This window comes from Pseudomonas sp. MWU16-30323 (assembly GCF_020515595.1).
In the GTDB taxonomy this organism is placed as follows: domain Bacteria; phylum Pseudomonadota; class Gammaproteobacteria; order Pseudomonadales; family Pseudomonadaceae; genus Aquipseudomonas; species Aquipseudomonas yamanorum.
Genome location: NZ_JAIWYM010000004.1, coordinates 87,218 through 111,110, shown reverse-complemented (window position 1 = coordinate 111,110; position 23,893 = coordinate 87,218). Strand labels below are relative to the sequence as shown.

General features: G+C 62.4%; 27 protein-coding genes. 23 read left to right on the top strand and 4 right to left on the bottom strand.

Going from position 1 to position 23,893, the window contains the following annotated elements; genetic code table 11:
- The first annotated feature begins 131 nt into the window (after positions 1–131).
- The 3 genes from LIY45_RS07025 to trxC all read left to right on the top strand — a co-directional run bounded on the left by LIY45_RS07025 (position 132) and on the right by trxC (position 2,102).
- Positions 132–407, top strand: a complete 276-nt coding sequence (locus LIY45_RS07025; protein ID WP_226475801.1) for a hypothetical protein — start codon at positions 132–134, stop codon at positions 405–407.
- 53 nt (positions 408–460) lie between these two features.
- A complete protein-coding gene (locus LIY45_RS07020) occupies positions 461–1,591 on the top strand; it encodes an MFS transporter (protein WP_226475800.1) in 1,131 nt (376 codons plus the stop codon).
- Positions 1,592–1,667: 76 nt separating this feature from the next.
- On the top strand, positions 1,668–2,102 hold the full coding sequence (trxC, locus tag LIY45_RS07015; protein ID WP_003209402.1) for a thioredoxin TrxC: 435 nt from the start codon (positions 1,668–1,670) through the stop codon (positions 2,100–2,102).
- Here trxC and LIY45_RS07010 read toward each other — a convergent pair.
- Positions 2,090–2,338 carry a DUF6124 family protein gene (locus LIY45_RS07010; protein ID WP_003209399.1) on the bottom strand — a complete coding sequence of 83 codons (249 nt, stop codon included), beginning with the start codon at positions 2,336–2,338 and terminating at the stop codon, positions 2,090–2,092. The two genes, trxC and LIY45_RS07010, sit on opposite strands and share 13 nt — an antisense overlap.
- Positions 2,339–2,792: 454 nt before the next feature.
- Entirely contained in the window at positions 2,793–3,563 is a 771-nt protein-coding gene (locus LIY45_RS07005; RefSeq protein WP_017478270.1) for a ParA family protein, read from the bottom strand.
- A gap of 347 nt (positions 3,564–3,910) precedes the next feature.
- On the opposite strand from LIY45_RS07005, the gene LIY45_RS07000 reads away from it, so the two are divergent.
- From LIY45_RS07000 to LIY45_RS06910, 19 genes are all read left to right on the top strand, one after another.
- Positions 3,911–4,633: a beta-ketoacyl synthase chain length factor gene (locus LIY45_RS07000; RefSeq protein WP_226475799.1), complete on the top strand. Its 723-nt coding sequence runs from the start codon at positions 3,911–3,913 to the stop codon at positions 4,631–4,633.
- Positions 4,609–5,421 carry a lysophospholipid acyltransferase family protein gene (locus tag LIY45_RS06995; protein ID WP_017478268.1) on the top strand — a complete coding sequence of 271 codons (813 nt, stop codon included), beginning with the start codon at positions 4,609–4,611 and terminating at the stop codon, positions 5,419–5,421. Before LIY45_RS07000 ends, LIY45_RS06995 begins: the two co-directional genes overlap by 25 nt.
- The gene (locus tag LIY45_RS06990) at positions 5,399–5,668 is read left to right on the top strand and encodes a phosphopantetheine-binding protein (protein ID WP_003209392.1); all 270 of its coding nucleotides are present in this window, start codon (positions 5,399–5,401) and stop codon (positions 5,666–5,668) included. The genes LIY45_RS06995 and LIY45_RS06990 overlap by 23 nt, the downstream gene beginning before the upstream one ends.
- Positions 5,669–5,677: 9 nt before the next feature.
- Entirely contained in the window at positions 5,678–5,932 is a 255-nt protein-coding gene (locus LIY45_RS06985) for an acyl carrier protein (RefSeq protein WP_003209389.1), read from the top strand.
- A complete protein-coding gene (locus LIY45_RS06980) occupies positions 5,929–6,474 on the top strand; it encodes a membrane protein (protein ID WP_017478267.1) in 546 nt (181 codons plus the stop codon). The genes LIY45_RS06985 and LIY45_RS06980 overlap by 4 nt, the downstream gene beginning before the upstream one ends.
- Positions 6,471–8,141, top strand: a complete 1,671-nt coding sequence (locus LIY45_RS06975; protein ID WP_226475798.1) for an acyl-CoA synthetase family protein — start codon at positions 6,471–6,473, stop codon at positions 8,139–8,141. The genes LIY45_RS06980 and LIY45_RS06975 overlap by 4 nt, the downstream gene beginning before the upstream one ends.
- A gap of 170 nt (positions 8,142–8,311) precedes the next feature.
- On the top strand, positions 8,312–9,046 hold the full coding sequence (locus tag LIY45_RS06970; RefSeq protein WP_226475797.1) for a glycosyltransferase family 2 protein: 735 nt from the start codon (positions 8,312–8,314) through the stop codon (positions 9,044–9,046).
- The gene (locus LIY45_RS06965; protein WP_226475796.1) at positions 9,043–9,978 is read left to right on the top strand and encodes a glycosyl transferase; all 936 of its coding nucleotides are present in this window, start codon (positions 9,043–9,045) and stop codon (positions 9,976–9,978) included. The genes LIY45_RS06970 and LIY45_RS06965 overlap by 4 nt, the downstream gene beginning before the upstream one ends.
- Entirely contained in the window at positions 9,962–11,503 is a 1,542-nt protein-coding gene (locus LIY45_RS06960; RefSeq protein WP_226475795.1) for an aromatic amino acid ammonia-lyase, read from the top strand. Before LIY45_RS06965 ends, LIY45_RS06960 begins: the two co-directional genes overlap by 17 nt.
- On the top strand, positions 11,496–11,921 hold the full coding sequence (locus LIY45_RS06955; protein ID WP_226475794.1) for an acyl-CoA thioesterase: 426 nt from the start codon (positions 11,496–11,498) through the stop codon (positions 11,919–11,921). The genes LIY45_RS06960 and LIY45_RS06955 overlap by 8 nt, the downstream gene beginning before the upstream one ends.
- On the top strand, positions 11,918–12,616 hold the full coding sequence (locus LIY45_RS06950; protein ID WP_226475793.1) for an outer membrane lipoprotein carrier protein LolA: 699 nt from the start codon (positions 11,918–11,920) through the stop codon (positions 12,614–12,616). Before LIY45_RS06955 ends, LIY45_RS06950 begins: the two co-directional genes overlap by 4 nt.
- Positions 12,606–14,924 carry an MMPL family transporter gene (locus LIY45_RS06945; protein WP_226475792.1) on the top strand — a complete coding sequence of 773 codons (2,319 nt, stop codon included), beginning with the start codon at positions 12,606–12,608 and terminating at the stop codon, positions 14,922–14,924. Before LIY45_RS06950 ends, LIY45_RS06945 begins: the two co-directional genes overlap by 11 nt.
- Positions 14,921–15,655, top strand: coding sequence for a class I SAM-dependent methyltransferase (locus tag LIY45_RS06940; RefSeq protein WP_226475791.1), 735 nt, complete (start codon positions 14,921–14,923; stop codon positions 15,653–15,655). The genes LIY45_RS06945 and LIY45_RS06940 overlap by 4 nt, the downstream gene beginning before the upstream one ends.
- Positions 15,652–16,134, top strand: coding sequence for a hypothetical protein (locus LIY45_RS06935; RefSeq protein WP_226475790.1), 483 nt, complete (start codon positions 15,652–15,654; stop codon positions 16,132–16,134). Before LIY45_RS06940 ends, LIY45_RS06935 begins: the two co-directional genes overlap by 4 nt.
- Positions 16,131–17,297 (top strand): beta-ketoacyl-[acyl-carrier-protein] synthase family protein, encoded by a 1,167-nt coding sequence (locus tag LIY45_RS06930; RefSeq protein WP_226475789.1) that lies wholly within the window; start codon positions 16,131–16,133, stop codon positions 17,295–17,297. Before LIY45_RS06935 ends, LIY45_RS06930 begins: the two co-directional genes overlap by 4 nt.
- A complete protein-coding gene (locus LIY45_RS06925; protein WP_226475788.1) occupies positions 17,294–17,755 on the top strand; it encodes a hotdog family protein in 462 nt (153 codons plus the stop codon). The genes LIY45_RS06930 and LIY45_RS06925 overlap by 4 nt, the downstream gene beginning before the upstream one ends.
- Positions 17,752–18,480, top strand: coding sequence for a 3-oxoacyl-ACP reductase FabG (gene fabG / locus LIY45_RS06920; protein WP_017478254.1), 729 nt, complete (start codon positions 17,752–17,754; stop codon positions 18,478–18,480). The genes LIY45_RS06925 and fabG overlap by 4 nt, the downstream gene beginning before the upstream one ends.
- Positions 18,480–19,706 (top strand): beta-ketoacyl-ACP synthase, encoded by a 1,227-nt coding sequence (locus LIY45_RS06915; protein WP_226475787.1) that lies wholly within the window; start codon positions 18,480–18,482, stop codon positions 19,704–19,706. Before fabG ends, LIY45_RS06915 begins: the two co-directional genes overlap by 1 nt.
- Before the next feature lie 26 nt (positions 19,707–19,732).
- A complete protein-coding gene (locus tag LIY45_RS06910; protein WP_226475786.1) occupies positions 19,733–20,182 on the top strand; it encodes a hypothetical protein in 450 nt (149 codons plus the stop codon).
- A 150-nt stretch (positions 20,183–20,332) separates the two neighbouring features.
- Here LIY45_RS06910 and LIY45_RS06905 read toward each other — a convergent pair whose 3' ends face one another.
- A complete protein-coding gene (locus LIY45_RS06905; RefSeq protein WP_076015463.1) occupies positions 20,333–21,226 on the bottom strand; it encodes a LysR family transcriptional regulator in 894 nt (297 codons plus the stop codon).
- Between the two features lie 124 nt (positions 21,227–21,350).
- Between LIY45_RS06905 and LIY45_RS06900 the strand changes: the two genes are divergently transcribed.
- Complete coding sequence (locus LIY45_RS06900; protein ID WP_226475785.1) at positions 21,351–22,625, top strand: MFS transporter; 1,275 nt, start codon at positions 21,351–21,353, stop codon at positions 22,623–22,625.
- Between the two features lie 53 nt (positions 22,626–22,678).
- Here LIY45_RS06900 and hemE read toward each other — a convergent pair whose 3' ends face one another.
- Entirely contained in the window at positions 22,679–23,746 is a 1,068-nt protein-coding gene (gene hemE, locus LIY45_RS06895) for a uroporphyrinogen decarboxylase (protein ID WP_226475784.1), read from the bottom strand.
- Positions 23,747–23,893 lie beyond the last annotated feature (147 nt).

The window sequence follows — 23,893 nt, the reverse complement described above, 5'->3', positions numbered from 1 at the left end:
AGTTAAGCCCGAGCGACATATCAAGAAATAAATGCCGGACGCGCCTGACATCATTAAACATCTCTTCGGCCTAGGGTTGGCCTGTTGCAATCACGCAACAAACCTAAGCAGATATGAAATGGAGGTGCGTCATGGGCGTCGATGTTCCAAACTTGGAATCGGTGTGCGATCACGCTACACCCGAGAAATATTCCGCTGTCCGTCTACACATGGACTTGTCCTTCCCTCACCACGACCTTTCCCAGGTCAATGCCTGGCTGGAAAAGCGGGCATGGAAGCCACTTGAGCTGTTTTTGGTTGAGCGATATCCACAGCACAAGGAAGTAATAGCGCTGTGGCTCAAAGGGAGCCAAGCCAGGGCCGAGGCGAATGAGCCTGTCGCCACTCTGCGCGCAGTGAATACGTAAGCAGTGGTACAGAGGAGCTGGAGCATCAGGCCGTGACCCCAGGCCTTAGGGTCGTGGCGGCCAGGACGCTGATCAGTGCGGTTGTTTTCGATGCTCTTGTTCCTCTTTCTCCGTTAATCGCACAGGACTTGAGTGTTTCTCCGGCATTCTTTCAAGGCATGCTCGGCTTGTGCCTGATGGCTTTCGCATTCAGCCAGTTGTTTTCAACGCCGCTGGTCAACCGACTGGGAACCAGCGTCAGCCTGGCCGGTGCATCGGTGCTGATCGCGCTGCTATGTGTCGCAGTGGCGTTATCAACAAACGCTCTCACGCTATCGATCATCTTTACTTTCATGTTCATCGCCAACGCGGTGGCAGCAACCTCTTCACGCCTTTGGCTACGTCAACGACTCGGGCAAACAACCTTCCAAAGCGCAACAGCTTATCTCTTGAGTGCGATTACCGTCCTTACGGTACTAAGCCCGCCGACTCTGCTGGCGGCAGCCTCGTTTTGGGGGTGGAGATGGGTTTTTGGCGTACTCGGTTGCCTGCTTTTTATAATCGGCCTGGGACTTCTGGCCACTCATCACGGCAAGGCAACCGACCAAGGCCAACAGGCTGCAACGGAAACCCAATCTTTACTGTGGAAACAGCCGAAGTTCATCTGTGGTTTACTGCTTGCACTCCTGATACAGAGCGCCTTCACACAGTTGAACCTCAGCAAGGCGTTTGCCCTGCAGGGAGTTTTTCATCTCTCATCACAAGCAACAGGCATGATCCTTTCAGGTTGGGCGGCGCTGGTAGCGGCAGGATTTTTCTTTTCAGGGAAAGCCGTCACACGATTCAGTGACGCCCAACGCCTAAATGCTGGATCGGTCTCTCAGTGCCTCGCCGCGCTCTTGATGGTAGCGGCATGGCTACATGTCGATATCTACCTTTACCTGGCAGCTGCAGCAGCAACCAGTATTGCCTTCTGCATTTTGTTGCCCCTTGCGACCGGCTGGGCCCTGGATATCGACGCTACTCACCAAGCCAAGGCTTCTGCAGTTTTCGGATGCATCACTGTGGCCGGGGCAGGATTATTAACCTGGCTAGGGTCTCAATGGGATGCACCACTGCTTTTCACTCTGATGCTGGTGATTGGGGGTTGTGCTGTGGGCAACGTGTTTGCCTGCCAGCTGGCACGAAAGAAGATTGCACGCTGATGGCTTGTGTTGTTCCTTGATAAACCCCGACGGCGGCTCCAAATAGAACCCATTGGCCACTTTCACGGAGCCCAGCATGTCCGACTCTCTCGTAATCCCCTGCCCCCACTGCAACGGTCTCAATCGCATCCCCAACGAACGCCTGGGCGATGCGCCTAAATGCGGGCGCTGCAAGCAGCCGGTGCTGCTGAGCAAACCCTTTGAGCTGAAACAGGGCGATTACGCCAGCCAGATCAAAGGCGATTTACCCCTGTTGGTGGATGTGTGGGCAGAATGGTGCGGGCCGTGCAAGTCGTTTGCGCCGGTGTTTGAGCAGGCCGCCGGGCAGTTGGCCGGGAAGTGCCGATTGGCCAAGCTCGATAGCGAGGCCAATCAGCAGTTATCCGCTCAGTTGGGGATTCGCTCGATTCCCAGCCTGATCCTGTTCAAGAATGGCCGGGAAGTGGCGCGTCAGAGCGGTGCGTTTCCGTTACCGCAGTTGATGAGCTGGCTGCGCAGTCAGGGCGTTTGAGGTAACGGGACACCCCGGTCCATCACTTGCCCCATCAGCAGTACGCCCAATTCGCTCAATTGATGAATGGCCAACGCGACATCGCGCTGCTTGCCGGTGAGGTCATCGGAAAGGTCGAGCAAGAGGGTGGTGACTGAGGAGAAGGTTTCGTAGGTGTTGAGGATAAGGGTTTCGGTGGCTTGGCCGGGGCTGACTGTAAAAAGGTACGACGGGGGATTTGGAGTAGCTTTAAACATGGTCGACATTCCTGATTGGAGCCGCCATCTGATCGCTACTAAACGAATTAGGGTGGCAGCTGTACGCAGGTTAGTAGACCGGGAAATGTCGAAGCCGGCGCGCCCGAAGACGCCCTACGCACAGCTACCATCAAGCACAGACTCAACGCCTGAAAGATGAAGCTTATGCACTTAACGACAAACACTCGGGCTACTAAACCCGATCACTGAGAATTCAGCGACCGGGCAACCTTAGAGACGCCCATCCAAACGCACAAGCCGGCGGATTCTGGCGTAACTGTAGGCAACGACGCAAGACGACGATTTCCCTGTAGGAACAGAGACTAAATGTGGGAGCTGGCTTGCCTGCGATAGCATCACCTCGGTGTAACTGACAAACCGAGTTGACTGCATCGCGGGCAAGCCCGGCTCCCACAAAAGCAGGGTTCCACATTGTTTTGTGTTGCCTGCTAAATCACGCGTTTTCCAGCAGGTTATGCAACTCCACAAATTGCTGTGTCAGCTTATGCCGTGGGTCCAGGTGGATCAGCGGCATGTTCGCCTGGTGCGATTCACGCATGCGCACCGAGCTGCCCAGGTACACCGGCAGCACCGGCAAGCCTTCGGCAATCAGTTCATCCAGCATCTGCTGCGGCAGGCTCGCCCGGGCCTGGAACTGGTTGACCACGATCCCTTCCACTTCCAGCCCTTCGTTGTGGTCTTCCTTCAATTCTTCAATCTCTGCCAGCAGGCCATACAGTGCCTGGCGGGAGAAACTGTCACAATCGAAGGGGATCAGTACGCGATCAGCGGCAATCAGCGCAGAAACGGCATAGAAGTTCAACGCCGGCGGGGTATCCAGGTAGATCCGGTCGTAGTCCTCGCTCAATTCATCCAGCAGCTTTCGCAGCTTGTTGATCTTGTGCTTGGCTTCGAGTTTGGGCTGCAAGTCCGCCAGTTCCGCAGTAGCGGTGATGACGTGCAGGTTGTCGAACGGGGTTTCGTAGATATCCACCTGGTTTTTCTTCGAAAACGGCCCGGAAGACAGGGTTTGCTTGAAGAAGTCGGCGATTCCCATGGGGATATCGTCGCCGGTCAGCCCGGTGAGGTACTGGGTCGAGTTGGCCTGGGCATCAAGGTCCACCAACAAGGTTCGATAGCCTTCGCTGGCGCTGACCGCCGCCAGGTTGCAGGCAATGCTGGACTTGCCAACACCGCCTTTTTGGTTGAACACCACGCGCCGCATGGAAAAACCTCCGTGTATCAATGAATAACCGAGTGTAGAGGGCAAAAGCGCCGGTTAGCTACCTCGTTCGCTTCTGTACTACAGCATCAGAGGCTCTATCTCGCACAACAATTTCCCATCAACCGGACAAAGCAGGAAATACCTGACACCCGGTGCCCCACCCCCACGAAGGACAATCGCTAATTCTTTTCAACGATTTTGTAATCAGTCGTGAACAATTCTTTACCAAAGTTTGCTAGAACCCCGCAGCACCGGGATAATGCGCGCCATTCGGCGATTGCACCCTGTCCCGGTATTCGGGGCCAATGGCCGCACAAGGAAGCCCGCAGGGGCGGGATAACTTCTCAGTGATCAATTTCAATATCGCCCAATGGCGTGCCTGGGCTCCCGGGCTCGAAAGCGCGGACGACTGGCGTGCATGGTGCCAGCAGCCAACAGTGCTCGCCCGCAGCGATGCGGCTCCCGACGTATCGTTCCTGCCGGCCATGCAGCGCCGGCGCCTGAGCCGCCTGGCGCGCATGGCCTTCAGCGTGGGCTGGCCACTGGCCGAAGGTCTGCAACAACTGCCATTAGTGTTTGTCTCCCGTCACGGCGAAACCCCGCGCACCCTCGATATTCTCAGCGACCTGGCCAACGACGAGCCCCTGTCGCCGACCCAGTTCAGCCTGTCGGTGCATAACGCGGTGATTGGCCTGTGGTCGATCCTGCGCAATGAAACCAGTGAAATGACCGCCCTCGCCGCCGCCGGCGACGGCCTGGAGCACGGCATGCTCGAAGCCGCCGCCCTGCTGAATGAAGGCGCACCGGCTGTGTTGCTGATCGTTACCGAGGAACAGCCGCCAGAGACCTATGCGCGCTGGATCGACGACGTGCCCTTCCCCTACGCCCTCGGCCTGCTGCTGACACCGGGCGACGAGTGGCAGATGGAACTGAATACGGCCGCTGTCCAACCCACCACCAAAGCCCAGTGGCCCCACGCCCTGAACCTGCTGCGCACCCTGCTGAACGAACAGGGCGCCTGCCAACATGCCTGGAAGAACCGAGTATGGAACTGGCAACGCAAGCCCTGACCGAAAAGCCTCGCAAGGCCTACTACTGGCGCCTGTTCGCCACTGCCACCGCCTTCGCCCTGTTTGGCCTGGGCGGCCTGTGCCTGCGCGTGCTGGTGTTCCCGCTGCTCAATTGCCTGCCGGGTGACGCCAAACAGCACCAACGGCGTGCCCGCCACACCATCAGCTGCCTGTTCTGGCTATTTATTCGCATGATGTATCGCCTGGGCATCCTGACCTACAGTGTCGAAGGCGCGGAAAAGCTCGGCCGCCCGGGCCAAATGATCATCGCCAACCACCCGTCGCTGGTGGACGTGGTGTTCCTGATCGCCCAGATGCGCCAGACCAACTGCGTGGTCAAGCAAAGCCTGTGGCAGAACCCGTTCACCCGCGGGCCGGTGCGCGATGCCGGCTACATCAGCAACGACGGCAGCGCCGACATGCTCGACGCCGCCGCCGATGCCCTGCGGGACGGCCAGACCCTGATCATTTTCCCGGAAGGCACCCGCACCTCACCGGGCCAGGCGCCGACCTTTCATCGCGGCGCCGCCGCCATTGCCCTGCGTGGTGCGAGCATCATCACGCCGGTGGTGATCAAGGTCAGCCCCACCACCCTGACCAAGGCCGAACCCTGGTATCGCATCCCGAATCGCCGCTTTCACTTCAGTTTGCGCGTGGGTGCCGATATAGAACCACAGGCGTTTGCCGCACAAGGGCCCGCGCCCCAGGCTTCACGCAAGCTCAACGATTACCTGCACCAGTATTTTATTAAGGAGCTCGCCGAAGATGAGCAACCCACACAGCCTTGAGCACGACATAAAAACGCTGATCATCGAGGCCCTGGGCCTGGAAGACATCAGCGAGAGCGACATCGGCAACGAGCAAACCCTGTTCGGCGAAGGCCTTGGCCTGGACTCAGTCGACGCCCTGGAATTGGGCCTGGCGATCCAGAAAAAGTACGGCATCAAGATCGATGCCGACGCCAAGGACACCCGTAATCACTTCACCAACGTGGCCAGCCTCGCGGCGTTCGTCACGGCCCGACAGGCAGCTTGAGACCGTACCATGCAAACTCGTGACGATATTTTCAACACCTTGCGCGACGCCTTGGTGGAACTGTTTGAACTGGAACCTGAACGCGTCACGCTCGACGCCAACCTGTACCAGGACCTGGAAATCGACAGCATTGATGCGGTGGACCTGATCGACCACATCAAACGCCAGACCGGCAAGAAAATCGCTGCCGAAGAGTTCAAGGCCGTGCGCACCGTGAACGACGTGGTCGAGGCGGTCTACCGTCTGGTTCAACCGGCCGCATGAGCCGGCTGATCGGCCTTGGCCTGTTGCTGGCGGGGCTGCTGTACCCTTTTGCGGTGTATTACGGCACCGAGCATTTTGCCCCCTGGCAATTTGGCCTGCTGCTGGGCAGCCTGTGGCTGTTACGCGCCCTGACCGGCGCCAGGCGCCCGGGCAGCCGCTGGATGGCGGCGGCGATCATCGTCTTTTGCCTGTTGCTCGCCTGGTTCGACAACCCGCAGATGCTGCGCTGGTACCCGAGCCTGGTCAGCGCGTTCATGCTGGCCCTGTTCGGCCTGAGCCTGAAATACGGGCCGCCGATGGTCGAGCGCCTGGCCCGCATGACCGAGCCGCAACTGCCCGAAAAAGCGATTGTGTACACGCGCCAGGTCACCGTGGTGTGGAGTGTGTTTTTTCTGTGTAACGGCCTGCTCGCCACCGCCCTCACCCTGTGGGCGCCGTTAAGCTGGTGGACGTTGTACAACGGCATGATCGCCTACGGGCTGATGGGGCTGTTGTTTGCCGTGGAATGGCTGGTACGACAAAGGGTTCGAGGCCGCGTATGAATTGGTTGAATCTTGAGCACTTGCTGCTTGAGCCTGTAGAGCAGCGTTGGGTCACCACCGAACCTGCCCTGGATCACCCACAGCTGTGGGAAAAGTCCCTGAGCCTGGCCGCCGGGTTGCAAGCCCGGGGCATCCAACGCCTGGCGGTGCACCTTGAGGACGCCGGCGTGCTGGCGATCGCCCTGCTGGGTGCGTGGCGTGCAGGCGTCAACGTGTTGCTGCCCGCCGACCTGCAACCACAAACACGCCAACGCTGGGACGATGCCGTCGACGCCTGGCTGACCGAGGCTGGCGACCTGGACGCGCTGTATCAAGCGCCCTTAAGCGCCGCGGCCCTGGACCTGGACGCCAGCTGCCTGAGCCTGTGCACCTCCGGCTCCAGCGGCGAGCCCAAGCGCATCGACAAAACCCTGCGCCAGATGGCCAACGAGGTCCAGGCGCTGGAAACCCTGTGGGGCGCCGACCTGGGCGACGCGAGCATCATCGGCAGCGTTGCCACCCAGCATATCTATGGCTTGCTGTTCCGGGTGCTGTGGCCGTTGTGTGCCGGGCGCACTTTTGTGCGCCAGCAGCTGGCATTCCCCGAAGACTTGCAGCGCGCCAGCCGTGAGCATGCGCAATTCGCCTGGGTCGCCAGCCCGGCGCTGCTCAAGCGCATGGGCGACAACCTCGACTGGCCAGCGCTCACGCCGGTCAAACGGGTGTTCTCCTCCGGCGGCGCCTTGCCCCTTGAAGCCGCCGACAGCCTGCATCAGCGCCTGCAACAGTGGCCGACGGAAATCCTCGGCAGTTCGGAAACCGGCGGCATCGCCTGGCGCCAGGGCGAACAACCGTGGCAGCCGTTTGCCGACGTGCACCTGAGCCAGGACGCCGACGGAGCGCTGCGCATCGCCTCGCCGTACCTGCCCGACGGCCATGTTGAACAAACCGCCGACGCCGCCAACATCCACGCCGACGGCCGCTTCGAATTGCTGGGCCGCCTGGACCGCATCGTCAAGCTGGAAGAAAAACGCATCTCCCTGCCGATGCTCGAACAAGCGCTGATGGACCACGCCTGGGTCGCCGAAACGCGCCTGGGCGTGGTGCAGGAAAACCGCGCCTCCCTCGGCGCCCTCGTGGTACTCAGCGCTGAAGGTTTGCACGCCCTGCGTAACCAGGGCCGGCGCACCGTCACCCAAACCCTGCGCCAGCACTTGAGCCAACACTGCGAAGCCCTGGCCCTGCCCCGCCGCTGGCGCCTGCTGCGCCAATTGCCGCTGAACACCCAAGGCAAGCTGCCCCAGGCCGACGTCGAAGCCCTGCTGCTGGCGCCGCGCCCGAAAGCCCCGGAAGTGCTGGAACAAGTCGAGACCAACGGTGAGTGGACCCTGCACCTGGCGATCCCGCCGGACCTCGCCTACTTCAGCGGCCACTTCCCGCAAACCCCGGTGCTGCCGGGCGTGGTGCAAGTGGATTGGGCCCTGAACCTGGGCCAGCAACTGCTCAACCTGCCGGGGCAGTTCGCCGGGATGGAGGTGCTCAAGTTCCAGCAACTGGTGCGCCCGGATGACCGGATCGAACTGCACCTGCGGTTCGACCAGGAGCGCGGCAAGTTGTACTTCGCCTACCGCAATGAGGCGGCCGCCTGCTCCAGTGGGCGCATTCTTTTGGAGCTGGCGAGTGAATAAGCTTCTGTTGTGGCGAGGGAGCTTGCTCCCGCTGGAGTGCGCAGCACTCCCAACCCAGGCACTGTGGTTTATCAGGCAAATCGGTGTCGCCTGTATTGGGGCCGCTTCGCAGCCCAGCGGGAGCAAGCTCCCTCGCCACACGAAGTGCTTGTGCCAATGGGGTACCTGTTATGCATAACCCCTGCGCCTTGATCCCGGTCTATAACCACGAAGCCGCTGTGCCCGCCGTGGTCCGTACCGTGCTGGACAGCGGCCTGCCGTGCCTGCTGGTGGACGACGGCAGCAGCGCCGCCTGCGCCGCCGTACTGGCGCAACTGGCAACCCTCGACAACGTATCCCTGCTGACCCTGCCCACCAACCAGGGCAAGGGCGCCGCGGTGATGGCCGGCTTTCGCGAAGCCGCGCGCCTGGGCTTCACTCATGCCCTGCAAGTGGACGCCGATGGCCAGCACGACCTGCGGGAAGTCGGCACCTTCCTCGACGCCTCCCGCGCCCACCCGAATGCGGTGATCTGCGGCTACCCGGAATACGACGACAGCGTGCCCAAGGGTCGCCTTTACGCGCGCTACCTGACCCACGTGTGGGTGTGGATCAATACCTTGTCGCTGCAAATCCGTGACTCCATGTGCGGCTTTCGCGTGTACCCGCTGCCACCGACCCTGGCCTTGATGGACTCGGCCAACATCGGCAAACGCATGGATTTCGACTCGGACATCCTGGTGCGCCTGGCCTGGCGCAACCAGCCGATGCGCTGGCTGCCGACCAAGGTGCATTACCCCGCCGACGGCCTGTCGCACTTTCGCCTGTTCCACGACAACGCGCTGATTTCCTCGATGCACACCCGGCTGTTCTTCGGCATGCTGGTGCGCGCGCCGATGATCCTCTGGCGTCGGTGGCAGGCATGACCCAGGACACCAGGCACTGGGCCGACCGCGAAGAACGCGGCAGCTTCTGGCTGATGAAATTCACCGCCTTCGCCGCCAAGGTCCTCGGGCGCCGGCTGCTGAGCCCGCTGCTCTACGGCATCGTTTTCTACTTCTTTCTGTTCGGCCGCACGGCCCGCCAAAGCGCCTGGCAGTACCAGCAGCGCCTGGCCGACTGGAGCCAGCGCGACGACCTGCGCCCTACCCACCGAAGAGTCTTCGGCCAGTTCATGGCGTTCGCCGACGCCCTGCTGGACAAGCTCGACGTATGGAACGGCAAGTTGCGCCTGGAGCAGATCGAAATCGTCGACTCGGCCCAACTGCGTAGCCAGCTGCGCAGCGAACGCGGGCAGATGCTGGTGGGCGCGCACCTGGGCAACCTTGAAGTGTGCCGCGCCCTCGCCGAGCTGGGCGAAAAGGTCACGATGAACGTGCTGGTGCACACCAAGCACGCCGAACGCTTCAACCGCATATTGGGCGAAGCCGGGGCCACCCATTTGCGCCTGATCCAGGTCAGCGAACTCGACCCGGCGGTGATGATGATGCTCAGCCAGCGCCTCGACGACGGCGAGTGGCTGGCGATTGCCGGCGACCGGGTGCCGCTGCATGGCGGGCGCACGGTACGCGTGGATTTTCTCGGCCATGACGCTGCCTTCCCCCAAGGCCCGTGGCTGCTGGCCGGCCTGCTGAAATGCCCGGTCAACCTGCTGATGTGCTTGAAGCATCAAGGCCGCTACCGCCTGATCATCGAGCCGTTCGCCCAGTTGATCGAATGGAAACGCAGCGATCGCCAGCAGGTGATCGCCCAATGGACCGCCCGCTACGCCGAGCGCCTGGGCCAGTTCTGCCTGGAAGCGCCCCAACAATGGTTCAACTTTTACCCTTTCTGGAAGACCGATGACGACGCCTCTTGAGCCGGTAACCTTCGGCGAACTCCCTTTGCGCATCGAAGACGTGCTGGCCCTGGCCAACCGTCAGGCGCCGACTCAACTGCAAGCCGATGCCAAGTACCGCCAGCGTATCGCCAAGGGCGCGCAGTTCCTCGATTCATTGCTGGACAAGGAAGGCGTGATCTACGGCGTGACCACCGGCTACGGCGACTCGTGCGTGGTGGCGGTGCCGCTGGAGCATGTCGAAGCGCTGCCTCGCCACCTCTACACCTTCCACGGCTGCGGCCTGGGCAAGTTGCTGGACGCACAAGCCACCCGCGCGGTGCTGGCGGCGCGGTTGCAGTCACTGTGCCACGGCGTTTCTGGCGTGCGCGTGGAGTTGCTGGAGCGCCTGCACGCGTTCCTGGAATTCGACGTGCTGCCGCTGATTCCGGAAGAAGGCTCAGTGGGCGCCAGCGGTGATTTGACGCCGCTGTCCTACGTGGCCGCGACCTTGTCCGGCGAGCGCGAAGTGCTGTTCCGTGGCGAACGTCGCCAGGCCGCCGACGTGCACCGCGAGCTGGGTTGGGACCCGCTGGTATTGCGCCCGAAAGAAGCCCTGGCCCTGATGAACGGCACCGCCGTGATGACCGGCCTCGCCTGCCTGGCCTTCGCCCGCGCCGACTACCTGCTGCAACTGGCCACGCGCATCACCGCGCTGAACGTGGTGGCGCTGCAGGGCAACCCGGAGCATTTCGACGAGCGCCTGTTTGCCGCCAAGCCGCACCCGGGGCAGATGCAAGTCGCCGCCTGGCTGCGCAAGGATCTGGCGATTGACGCACCGACCGCACCGCTGCATCGCCTGCAAGACCGTTACTCGCTGCGCTGCGCGCCCCACGTCTTGGGCGTGTTGGCCGACAGCCTGAACTGGCTGCGTTCGTTCATCGAGATCGAACTCAACAGCGCCAACGACAACCCGATCATCGACGCTGAAGAGGAGCGCGTGCTGCACGGCGGCCACTTCTACGGCGGCCACATCGCGTTCGCCATGGACAGCCTCAAGACCCTGGTGGCCAACGTCGCCGACCTGCTGGACCGCCAACTCGCCCTCCTGGTGGACGTGCGTTACAACCACGGGCTGCCGAGCAATTTGTCGGGCGCGCCCGCCGAGCGGGCGATGATCAACCACGGCTTCAAGGCCGTGCAGATCGGCACCAGCGCCTGGACCGCCGAAGCCCTGAAAAACACCATGCCGGCCAGCGTGTTCTCGCGCTCCACCGAGTGCCACAACCAGGACAAGGTGAGCATGGGCACCATCGCTGCCCGCGATGCGATTCGCGTGCTGGAACTGACCGAACAAGTCGCCGCCGCCACCTTGCTCGCCGCCAACCAGGGCGTTTGGCTGCGGGCCCAGGCTGAAGACGCGCGCCCGCTGCCCCCGGCACTGGCCGCCATGCACATCGAGCTGGCCAAGGACTTCCCGCCGGTCATCGAAGACCGCGCCCTGGAAGGCGAACTGCGCCTGTGCCTCAAGCGTATTGCCGAGCAACACTGGAGGCTGCATGCGTAGCCCCGGCGTGTTGCACTGCGACACTGAAATCCTCGTGCCGTTTTTCGATATCGACACCATGAACGTGGTGTGGCACGGGCACTACGTGAAGTACCTGGAAGTCGCCCGCTGCGCCTTGTTGGACAAGCTCGGCCACAACTACACGGCGATGCTGGAAGCGGGCTACGCCTGGCCGGTGATCGACATGCAGCTGCGCTATGTGCGCGGCGCAACCTTCGGCCAGACCCTCAACGTGCGCGCCAGCCTGGTGGAGTGGGAGAACCGTTTGAAGGTCAATTACCTGATCAGCGACAAGGCCACGGGCGAACGCCTGACCCGCGCCAGCACCGTGCAAGTGGCGGTGGAAATTGCCAGTCGCGAAATGCAGTTAGCCTCGCCGAAAGTATTTGTCGACGCAGTCGAGAGGGCGCTGTCATGACACACAACCCTGTGGGAGCGGGCTTGCCCGCGATGGTCGTCAACGATAACGCGAGACGCCTGACACTTCTCGGCGCCCTCAGGTTCTTCGCGAGCAAGCTCGCTCCCACAAGGACCGCGCTGATCCTGTTGTTATGCATTCCAGGCCTGGCCCATGCTTTCGACCTGCACCAACTCAGCGATCAGCTTGCAAAGCCAACGGTGATCCACGGCAACTTCATCCAGGAAAAACACCTGCGCGCCCTGCCGCAGCCGCTGACCAGCAAGGGCACCTTCGTCCTGGCCAAGGACCACGGCTTGCTCTGGCGGCTGAAAACCCCGCTGCAACAGGACTACCGCATCAGCGCCACCGGCATCGCCCGGCGTGACGCCAACGGCTGGCAATTGCTGCCGAACAAGAGCGCCGGCGCCGAGCAGAACCGGTTGTTCCTCGCCGTGTTGCAGGGCGACAGCAGCGGCTTGCAGCGTGACTTCGAGTTGCAACTGCAAGGCGAAGCCCAGCAGTGGAAACTCACGCTGATCCCGCGCTCGCTGCTGCTCAAGCAGGTGTTCACCCAAATCAATATCGACGGCGGCGAACTGGTGCAGAAGATCGAGCTGCTGGAAACCCAGGGCGACAGCACCGTGCTGCGCATGCAGGACAGCACCAGCAGCCAACCCTTGAGCGACGCGGAGCAACACGACTTTGCCGAGTGAACGCTGGTTGCCGCGCCTGTTCCTGATCCTGCTGGTGGCCGTGTTGGCCCTGGCGGGCTGGCAATGGCGCCATGGCGCACCGCTGTCGGCGAACCTGATGGAGCTGGTGCCTGGCACCGCGCCGGATGCGCTGGAGCTGCGTGCCGAACAACGCATGCAGGAACCTCTGAACCGCGAAATACTGGTGCTGGTGGGGCATGCCGATCGGCAAAAAGCCGTGGCCATGGCGACGCAATTGGGCGAACGCTGGCAAGCCAGCGGGCTGTTTGAAAAGGTCCAGTGGAACCTGCAAGCCGACCTGCCGGCCCTGCGTCAGCAGTTGCTGCAAGGCCGCCTCGCGATGCTCTCGGCCAAAGACCGCGAGCAACTGATCGACGAGCCCCAGGCGTTTATTCAGCAGCGGGTGCAGGCGCTGTTCGACCCGTTCACCGGCTTCAGCCTGGTGCCGAGCCAGGACGATTGGCTGGGCCTCACCGGGCGCATCCAGAACAGCCAGCCGCAGCACGGTTCGGTGCAGCTGGATATCGGCAGCGGCGCGTTGATCGCCGACGCCGACGGCAAAAGCTGGGTGCTGCTGCGGGCGCGCACCACAGGTAATGCCTTCGACATGAAACTGCCGCTGCAAGTGGCTGAGCTACTCCAGGCCAGCCGCGAGCAGGCCGACCCGCAAGGCGCGCAATTGCTCGCCGCCAGCGGCCTGTTGTACGCGGCCAACGGCCAGCAGCAGGCGACGCGGGAAATCACCTGGGTCGGCGGCGGCGCGACCGTCGGCATCTTGCTATTGCTGCTGTTGGCGTTTCGCCGCTGGCGGGTGTTGCTGGCGTTTGTGCCGGTGCTGGTGGGCATGTTGTTCGGTGCGGTGGCCTGTGTGGCGCTGTTCGGGCATATGCATGTGATCACGCTGGTATTGGGTTCGAGCCTGATCGGCGTGGCGGTGGATTACCCGCTGCATTACCTGTCCAAGAGCTGGAGCATGAGCCCTTGGCGCAGTTGGCCGGCCTTGCGCCTGACCTTGCCGGGCTTGAGCCTGAGCCTGGCCACCAGTTGCATCGGTTACCTGGCCCTGGCGTGGACGCCGTTCCCGGCGCTGACGCAAATCGCGGTGTTCTCGGCGGCGGGCCTGGTGGGCGCCTATCTGTCCGCCGTATGCCTGCTGCCGGCCTTGCTCAAGGGCGTAGAACTGCGTCCGGCCCAATGGCCGCTGCGCATTGCCGAGTTTCTGCTGAGCGTGCGCGAGTCGCTGCTCAAGCGCCTGCCCAGTCCGGTGTTATTGGTACTGGTATTGGTGTTTTGCGCAGGCGGCCTATGGCACCTGAACAGCAAAAACGATATCCGCCAATGGATCGGTGCCCCGCCGCAGTTGCTGCAGGAAGCCCAGGCCGTTGCGCGGATTACCGGGTTCCAGCCCACCAGCCAGTTCTTCCTGGTGCGGGCGGACAACCAGCCGCAATTGCTGGAACGCCAGGCCGCGCTGAGTCAGCGCCTGGATCAGTTAGTGAACATGGACAAGCTCCAGGGTTACCTGGCGCTCAACCAGTTGGTCAGCGCGCCGGCCGAGCAACAGCAACTGCGTGAAGCCCTGAACCAACTGCCGCAGTACTGGCAGCCATTGCTGGACCTCGGCGTACCGGCCGCCGCGCTGCAAGCCGAGTTGGCCCAGTTGCAGTCACTGCCCACCGAAGACATCGACGCAGCGCTGGTCGGCCCACTGGCGGAGCCGTGGCGCACACTGTGGCTGGGGAATGTCGACGGTGGCGTGGCAGCGATGGTGAGCCTGCAAGGGTTGAACAATCCGGCCTTGCTGCGGGTACAGGCCCTGGATCTGCCCGGCGTGCAGTTGGTGGACCGCCTGGGCGACTTGAACCAGGTGTTTGCCGCGACGCAAATCAGCGCCGCCGAATTGAAGTTGATGTCGTGCGTGTTGATCGTACTGTTGCTGATCCTGCCGTTTGGCTTCGGCGGCGCCTTGCGCATTGTTGCCCTGCCGTTGCTGGCCGCGTTGTGCAGCCTGGCCAGCCTGGGTTGGCTGGGGCAGCCGCTGACGTTGTTCAGCCTGTTCGGCCTGCTGTTGGTAACCGCCATCAGCGTCGACTACGCGATTCTGATGCGTGAACAAATTGGCGGCACCGCCGTGAGCCTGTTGGGCACACTGTTGGCAGCCGTGACGACTTGGCTATCGTTCGGCCTGCTGGCCATTTCCAGCACGCCGGCGGTGAGTAATTTTGGGCTATCGGTGAGCCTGGGGCTGGCATTCAGCTTCATGCTGGCACCGTGGGCCGCCCCGTCCGGGACAAGGAAGAAACGATGAGCAGCCAATACCTCAGCAAGAACTACGTCGAAGAAACCAAATTCGGCTTCTGGTTCCTGCGCAGCCACACCTGGCAGCACCATGTGCTGCGCGTGGCAATCAACGACCTGCGCAGCCTGTTCAGCGACCCGCTGCCGGTAGCCCCGGTGCTGCTGGACGCCGGCTGCGGCCAGGGCAAGTCGTTCCAGTACTTGCAGCAGGTGTTCGCCCCCGAGCGCCTGATCGGCCTCGACGCCGACCCACACAGCCTCGACCTGAGCCGCGCCGAAGCCGCGCGCCAGGGCATCGCCATCGAGTTGATCGGCAGCGACTGCGCAACCCTCAACGTGGCCGACGCCAGTGTCGACGTGCTGTTCTGTCACCAGACTTTCCATCACCTGGTCGAACAACATCGTGCCCTGAAAGAGTTCTATCGCGTACTCAAGCCGGGCGGCTATCTGCTGTTTGCCGAATCCACCGAGGCCTATATCGACACCTGGGTAATCCGCTGGCTGTTCCGTCACCCGATGCATGTGCAGAAAAGCGCCGAGGAGTACCTTGAGATGATTCGCGAGCAGGGCTTTGAGTTCGGCCCGCAGAATGTTTCGTACCCGTACCTGTGGTGGAGCCGCGCCACCGATTTCGGCCTGCTGGAGCGCTGGGGCCTGCGCCAGCCAAAACCGCCCGGCCAGCGCGAAGAAACCCTGGTCAACGTGGTTGCCCGTAAACCGCTGACGAGCGCTGAAACATGATCAGAATGCTGTTGATCGGCTGCCTGTTACTGCTGAGCGCTTGCGCCAGCCAGCCGCCGTTGCCGTCGAAAACCCCGGTGCTGAGCCTGCCGTTGCAACTGCATGTGCAGCGCGAACAGGATGGCCAACGCCAGGACTGGCTGCTGGTGATGCAACGCGAAGCCGGCGGGATTCGCTGGTCGATGATGGACCCGCTGGGCATTCCCCTGGCCCGGCAGAGGTTGATCAACGGCGCCTGGCAGGCTGATGGTCTGCTGCCACCCAATCCCCAGGCGCGTGAATTGTTTGCCGCGCTGTTGTTCGCCCTCACCTCGGCGGATGAAGTCTCCAGGCTGTACCCCGGCACCCAGGAAATGGACTTGATCCGCACCCTGCCGTCCCGCTGGAAGATCACCTATCACTCCTCCCTGGTGTTTCGCGTGGACGTGATTGGGCAGCCGTTGACCTACCGCATCTCGCCGCTTGAGGCCACCCGATGACCGCCTACCTCAATGCCCTCGGCGTGATCTGCGCCCTGGGCCGCGACAAGCGCGAAGTCAGCCGCAACCTGTTCGCCGGCGACTGCTCCGGCATGCGCGCGGAAAGCGGCTGGGTTGCGCAACGTGTAGTGCCGGTGGCTGGCGTACACGGTGAACTCGCGGCGATCCCGCCCGGGCTGGAATCCCATCACAGCCGTAATAATCAGCTGCTGCTGGAAGCGGCGTTGCAGATTGACGACCAGATCCGGCAAGCGATCCAGACGTTCGGCGCGTCCCGTATCGGCATCGTGCTCGGCACCAGCACCTCGGGCATTGATGAAGCCAGTCGTGGCATCGCCCACTACCTGAGGGAAAACCAGTTCCCCGGCGACTATGACTACCAGCAGCAGGAGCTGGGCGCCCCGGCCAATTTCCTCGCCGACTGGCTGCAACTGAGCGGCCCGGCCTATGTGATTTCCACCGCCTGCACCTCCAGCGCACGGGCGCTGATGAGTGCCCAGCGCCTGTTGGACCTGGGCGTGTGCGATGCGGTGATTTGCGGTGGCGTCGACACGTTGTGCAAGCTGACCCTCAATGGCTTTTCGTCTCTGGAAGCGGTGTCGGCACAGCGCTGCAATCCGTTTTCGGCGAACCGCAACGGCATCAATATCGGCGAAGCTGCCGTACTGTTCCTGATGAGCAAAACCCCGGCGCCGGTCGCACTGCTGGGCAGTGGCGCCAGTTGCGATGCCCACCACATCTCCGCCCCCGAGCCCACCGGCAAGGGTGCGTTGCAAGCGATGCGCAAGGCCCTGACCAGCGCAAAACTGACACCCGGGCAGATCGGTTACCTGAACCTGCACGGCACCGCCACGCCGCACAATGACGCCATGGAAAGCCTGGCGGTCGCGGCCCTGTTCCCGGACGGCGTAACCTGCTCGTCGACCAAACCCATGACCGGCCACACCCTGGGCGCTGCCGGCGCGCTGGAAGCGGCGTTCTGCTGGCTGAGCCTGGCGGAAGGCGTAGTGCCGCCCCATGTCTGGGATGGCCAGGCCGACCCCGACCTGCCCGTATTGAAGTGGGCGTTGCCCGGCGACACCCTGGAAAAACGCTGCCTGATGAGCAACTCGTTTGCCTTCGGCGGCAACAACGTCAGCCTGATTATCGGAGACGCCCCATGACCCATTGGCCGCTCGCCGAACTGCTGCCCCACGCCGGTGACATGATCCTGATCGATCAGGTCCTGAGCTTTGATGAAGAACAGATTCAGACTCGCCTGACGGTCAAGCCCGGCGGTCTTTTCAACCGCGCCGACGGCAGCCTGCCCGCGTGGGTCGGCGTTGAGTTGATGGCCCAAAGCGTCGCGGCCTACGCCGGTTGCCGCGCGCGCCAGAAAGGTGAAGCCGTGGCGTTGGGCTTCCTGCTGGGCACGCGCAAATTCGAGTGCAACGTCGAGCACTTTCCCGCCGGCACCGAGCTGACCATCCACGGCCTGCGCTCCCTGGAAGACGACAACGGCATGGGTGTGTTCGAATGCCACCTCACCGGCGACGGTATCCAGGCCAGCGCGCGCTTGAACGTATTTCGACCGCCCCAGGCGGCCAACTATTTAGATGAATCGAAGGACACCACGCCATGACTGAATCCGTATTGGTGACCGGCTCCAGCCGTGGCATCGGCCGCGCTATTGCGTTGCGCCTGGCCCAGGCCGGGCACGACATCGTACTGCATTGCCGCAGCGGGCGTGCCGAGGCGGAGGCGGTGCAGGTCGAAGTCGAAGCCCTGGGGCGCAAGGCCCGGGTGTTGCAATTCGATGTGGCGGATCGCGCCCGTTGCAAAGAAATCCTTGAAGCCGACGTGGAAGCTCATGGCGCGTATTACGGCGTGGTGCTCAATGCCGGGCTGACCCGCGACGGTGCGTTCCCGGCGCTCTCGGAGGACGATTGGGACGTGGTGATGCGTACCAACCTCGACGGGTTCTACAACGTATTGCACCCGGTGATGATGCCGATGATTCGTCGTCGCGCCGCCGGGCGGATCGTGTGCATTACCTCGGTATCCGGGCTGATCGGCAACCGTGGCCAGGTCAACTACAGCGCGTCCAAAGCCGGTTTGATCGGCGCCGCCAAGGCACTGGCCATCGAGCTGGGCAAGCGCAAGATCACCGTCAACTGCGTGGCCCCCGGGCTGATCGACACCGCGATGCTGGATGAAAACGTACCGGTGGAAGAACTGATGAAAATGATCCCCGCCCAGCGTATGGGCACCCCGGAAGAAGTGGCCGGGGCGGTGAATTTCCTGATGTCGGCAGAAGCCGGCTACATCACCCGCCAAGTGCTGGCCGTGAATGGAGGCCTGTGCTGATGAAACGCGTGGTGGTCACCGGCATGGCCGGCGTTACGTCCCTGGGCAGCGATTGGGCAACCATTGCCGCCAACTTTCGCGCCAACCGCAGCGGCATTCGGCGCATGGACGAGTGGGAGCGCTTCACCGAGCTGAACACGCGGCTGGCCGGGCCGATCGATGATTTCGTGGTGCCCGCCCACTGGACCCGCAAGCAATTGCGCAGCATGGGCCGAGTGTCCCGGCTGGCGGTATGGGCGGCGGAACAGGCGCTGAAAGATGCCGGCCTGCTGGGCGACGAGTCGATCAAGGACGGGCGCATGGGCGTGGCCTGTGGTTCTTCCACCGGCAGCACCGACGAGATCAAGGCCTTCGGCAACATGCTGCTGAACTCCGTGGCCGAGGGGCTGAACGCCAACTCCTACGTGCGGATGATGCCCCACACCACGGCAGCGAACATCAGCATCTTCTTTGGCCTCACCGGCCGGCTGATCCCCACGTCCAGCGCGTGCACCAGCGGCAGCCAGGGCATCGGCTACGCCTATGAGGCCATCAAGTTCGGCCGCCTGCCGCTGATGTTGGCGGGTGGCGCGGAAGAGCTGTGCCCCACTGAAGCGATGGTCTTCGATGCCTTGTACGCCACCAGCCTGAAAAACGATGCACCGCAAACCAGCCCGCGCCCCTACGACAGTGGCCGCGATGGCCTGGTGATCGGTGAAGGCGGTGGCATGCTGGTGCTCGAAGAGCTGGAACATGCACTGGCCCGCGGCGCACACATCCACGCGGAGATCGTCGGTTTCGGCAGCAACGCCGACGGCCAGCACACCACTCGCCCGGAACAGGCCACCATGCGCCGCGCCATGGAGTTGGCCCTGGAAGATGCGGGGCTTGCGCCCGACGCCATCGGCTATGTGAACGGCCACGGCACCGCCACCGACCAGGGCGACATTGCCGAAACCCTGGCCACCAGCAGCCTGTTCGGCAGCCGCATGCCCATCAGTTCGCAGAAGAGTTTCCTCGGGCATACCCTGGGCGCATGCGGCGCGTTGGAGTCGTGGTTCAGCATCGAAATGATGAACCGCGACCAATACGTGCACACCTTCAACCTCGACGCGGTCGACCCGCGCTGCGGTGAGCTGGACTACCTGCAAGGTGGGTTCCGCGAGCTGCACAACGACTACGTGATGAACAACAATTTTGCCTTTGGCGGCGTCAATACTTCGCTGATTTTCCGCCGCTGGGTGTAAGTTTTTTTACTGACTGGAGAAATGGAATGTCTTCCCTGCTACGCGCAACACTGGTCGCTTTGGCCCTGCTCACCACCGCTGGCTGCACCAACAAACCGGTGCTCAACCCCCAGCACGACTTGCCGGCGAACCCGCAGGTCAACGAAGAAAAAATGAAGCAGACCATCGTTGCAGCCCTGAACAAACGCGAATGGGTCGTGCAGCGCCTGAGCCCGCAACTGGTGCAGGCCGAGATCAACGTGCGCAACAAATTCCACGCTGAAATCGACATCCGCTACACGGCCACCCGCTACGCCATCACCTACCGCGACAGCCGCGACCTGGGCTACAAGGACGGCAAGATCCACCGCAACTACAACCGTTGGGTGAGCATGCTGGACCGAGATATTCTGGCGGCGTTGCGCACCAATGGTGTGAGTGACACCGGGTCGGCGGCGCAGTTGTTCCAGCAGACCGGGACGTCGAAGCAGGACTGAAACACCCGCTTCCCTGTGGCGAGGGAGCTTGCTCCCGTTGGGGCGCAAAGCGCCCCTAAAACCTGCGATTGAGGGTTGTCTGGTAAAACTCGGTCGTCGGGTTTTGGGGCTGCTGCGCAGCCCAGCGGGAGCAAGCTCCCTCGCCACAGGTCATACCAATGCCTTACGGGTCAGCAGCTCGACAAACGCCTTGGCCATCGGCGTCTGCTGGCCCTTGCGCTGCACCAGCCACACTGCCGTCACCGCTTCCTGATCCAGCAACGTGCGATACACCACGCCATCAATGCGGATCCGCTGATACGACGCCGGCAACACCGAGACACCCAACCCCGCTGCAACCAGGCCAATAATGGTCATCGCCTCCCCGGCCTCCTGGGCAAAATGCGGGCTGAAGCCGGCATCACGCGCAAGATTCAGCAGTTGGGCGTACAAGCCGCTGCCATAAGTCCGCGGGAAAAACACAAACGGTTCTTCAGCCAATTGCGCCAGGTGCAAACCACGCTCACTGCCCTCCACCAACGGATGCCCGGCGTTCAGCACGGCCACCAAGGGCTCGCGCATCAGTTCCACGACGCTCAGCGAATCGGGCAACGGCAACGGCCGCATCAACCCCACCTGGATCGACTCATCCACCAGCGACTCGGCCACTTCCGTGCTGCTCATCTCCTGCAAATTCAGATGCACCGCCGGGAATGCCTGGCGAAAGGCGAAGATTGCCTGTGGGATGCTGGAGTTGAACGGCGCAGAAGAGGTGAAGCCAATCTTCAACTCCCCCAGTTCACCCAACTGCGCCCGACGCGCCACGTCCGCCGCTTTGTCCACCTGCGCCAGCACCAGACGTGCCTCTTGCAGGAACAATCGGCCCGCCTCGCTCAGCTCGACCCGACGATTGGTACGCTCGAACAACCGCGCCCCAATCTCCTGCTCCAGCGCCTGGATCTGCTGGCTCAGCGGCGGCTGGGAGATGCCCAGCACCTGCGCGGCGCGGCCAAAGTGCAGCTCTTCAGCAACGGCGATGAAGTAACGCAGGTGGCGCAATTCCATGAAAACCTCATTAGGTCGTAGAAGCTCTTAAACAGGTCGAACAATATATTGGAAAGAATCATTAGCGAGCTATATTCTTTTTTGCATTGTCAGCCCTGGCAGTCTTTCCTCCCCGAGGTCCCGCGTGAAATCTGCTGTCGCTCCGCTTGCTCAAGAAGTACCGCCCACTGCCCTCGATGAAGTGGTGGCACAGCTCAACGAGCAGTACATCGAAAAAGGCACCCCGATGTTCATGCGCACGGTGCTGGCGCTGTTTTCCGGCGGTTTCGCCACCTTTGCCCTGCTCTACTGCGTACAGCCGATGATGCCGGCGCTGTCCCACGAATTTTCCATCAATGCCGCACAAAGCAGCCTGATCCTCTCGGTAGCCACCGGCATGCTCGCCATTGGCCTGCTGATCACCGGGCCGATTTCCGACACCTTTGGGCGCAAGCCGGTGATGGTTGCCGCGCTGTTCTGCGCCGCGCTGGCCACCATCGCCAGCGGCCTGATGCCGACCTGGGAAGGCATCCTGCTGATGCGCGCACTGGTGGGCCTGTCCCTCAGCGGCCTGGCGGCGGTGGCCATGACCTACCTGAGCGAAGAGATCCACCCACAACACATCGGCCTCGCCATGGGCCTGTATATCGGCGGTAACGCCATCGGTGGCATGAGCGGGCGCTTGATCATCGGCGTGCTGATCGACTTCGTCAGCTGGCACACGGCGATGCTGATCATCGGCGCCCTGGCACTGATCGCGGCCACGGTGTTCTGGAAGATCCTGCCGCCGTCGCGCAATTTTCGCTCAAGCCGCTTGAACCCGCGCAGCTTGCTTGATGGCTTCACGATGCACTTCAAGGACGCCGGCCTGCCGTGGCTGTTCCTCGAAGCCTTCGTGCTGATGGGCGCCTTTGTGACGATGTTCAACTACATCGGCTACCGCTTGCTGGCTGACCCGTACGATTTGAGCCAGGCCGTGGTAGGCCTGCTGTCTCTGGTGTACCTCTCAGGCATCTACAGCTCGGCGAAAATCGGCTCCCTGGCCGACCGCCTGGGCCGCCGTCGCGTACTGTGGGCAACCATCGTGCTGATGCTCGGCGGCATCGCCCTGACCCTGTTTACCCCGCTGTGGCTGGTAGTGCCCGGCATGCTGATCTTCACCTTCGGCTTCTTCGGCGCCCACTCGGTGGCCAGCAGCTGGATCGGCCGCCGCGCACTGAAAGCCAAGGGCCAGGCGTCGTCGCTGTACCTGTTCAGTTATTACGTCGGGTCGAGTATTGCGGGGACGGCGGGTGGTTTCTTCTGGCACTACGCCGGGTGGAACGGAATTGGCGGGTTTATCGTCGCGCTGTTGATCGTCGCGTTGCTGGTGGCGTTAAAGCTGGCGAAGCTGCCACCGTTGCAGGAAGCCAAGGCTTAACCACCGCTCACAAAAAAGCCCGGCATCTGCCGGGCTTTTTCATTGCCGCGCGATCACTCGTGATACTGCGCCGACAATTCGTGCACCGCCCGCAGGAACGCGCCTGCGTGCTCCGGATCAACCTCCGGGGTGATGCCGTGGCCGAGGTTGAACACGTGACCGCTGCCTTTGCCATAGCTGGTGAGGATGCGGCCCACTTCAGTGCGGATGGCTTCCGGCTTGGCGTACAGCACGGTCGGGTCCATGTTGCCTTGCAGCGCAACCTTGCTGCCCACGCGGCGGCGGGCTTCGCCGATGTCGCAGGTCCAGTCCAGGCCCAGCGCGTCGGCGCCGGCGTCGGCGATGCTTTCCAGCCACAGGCCGCCGCCCTTGGTGAACAGGATGACCGGAACCTTGCGGCCTTCGTGTTCGCGGATCAGGCCGCTGACGATTTTGCGCATGTAGGCCAGGGAGAATTCCTGGTACGCCGCCGCCGACAGGTTGCCGCCCCAGGTGTCGAAAATCTGCACCGCTTGGGCGCCGGCCATGATCTGGCCGTTGAGGTAGGAGGTGACCGACTGCGCCAGCTTGTCCAGCAACAGGTGCATGGCTTGCGGGTTGTCGTAGAGCATGGCCTTGGTCTTGCGGAAGTCTTTCGACGAGCCGCCTTCGACCATGTAGGTGGCCAGGGTCCACGGGCTGCCGGAGAAGCCGATCAGCGGCACGCGGCCGTTCAACTCGCGGCGGATGGTGCTGACGGCATCCATGACGTAGCCCAGGTCCTTGTGGGGATCGGGGATCGGCAGGGCTTCGATATCGGCCAGGGTGCTGATGACTTTCTTGAAACGCGGGCCTTCGCCGGTTTCGAAGTACAGTCCTTGGCCCATGGCGTCAGGGATGGTCAGGATATCGGAGAACAGGATGGCCGCGTCCAGCTGTGGATAGCGGTCCAGGGGTTGCATGGTGACTTCGCAGGCGAACTCCGGGTTCATGCACAGGCTCATGAAGTCGCCGGCGTGGGCGCGACTGGCGCGGTATTCCGGCAGGTAGCGACCGGCCTGGCGCATCATCCACACAGGGGTGACGTCCACGGGTTGCTTGAGCAGGGCACGAAGAAAACGGTCGTTCTTGAGGGCAGTCATGTCGGCATCCGCAAAAAAAGTGCGGGCATTTTCTCAGAGCGCGACGCAAAAGGCACGGCAAGAGCCGTGCCTTTTGTCTATCGGGTCAATTTGTCGCAATGACTGGCATCACAAACCCCACTATGGAATGCAATGCTGTTCACTTAA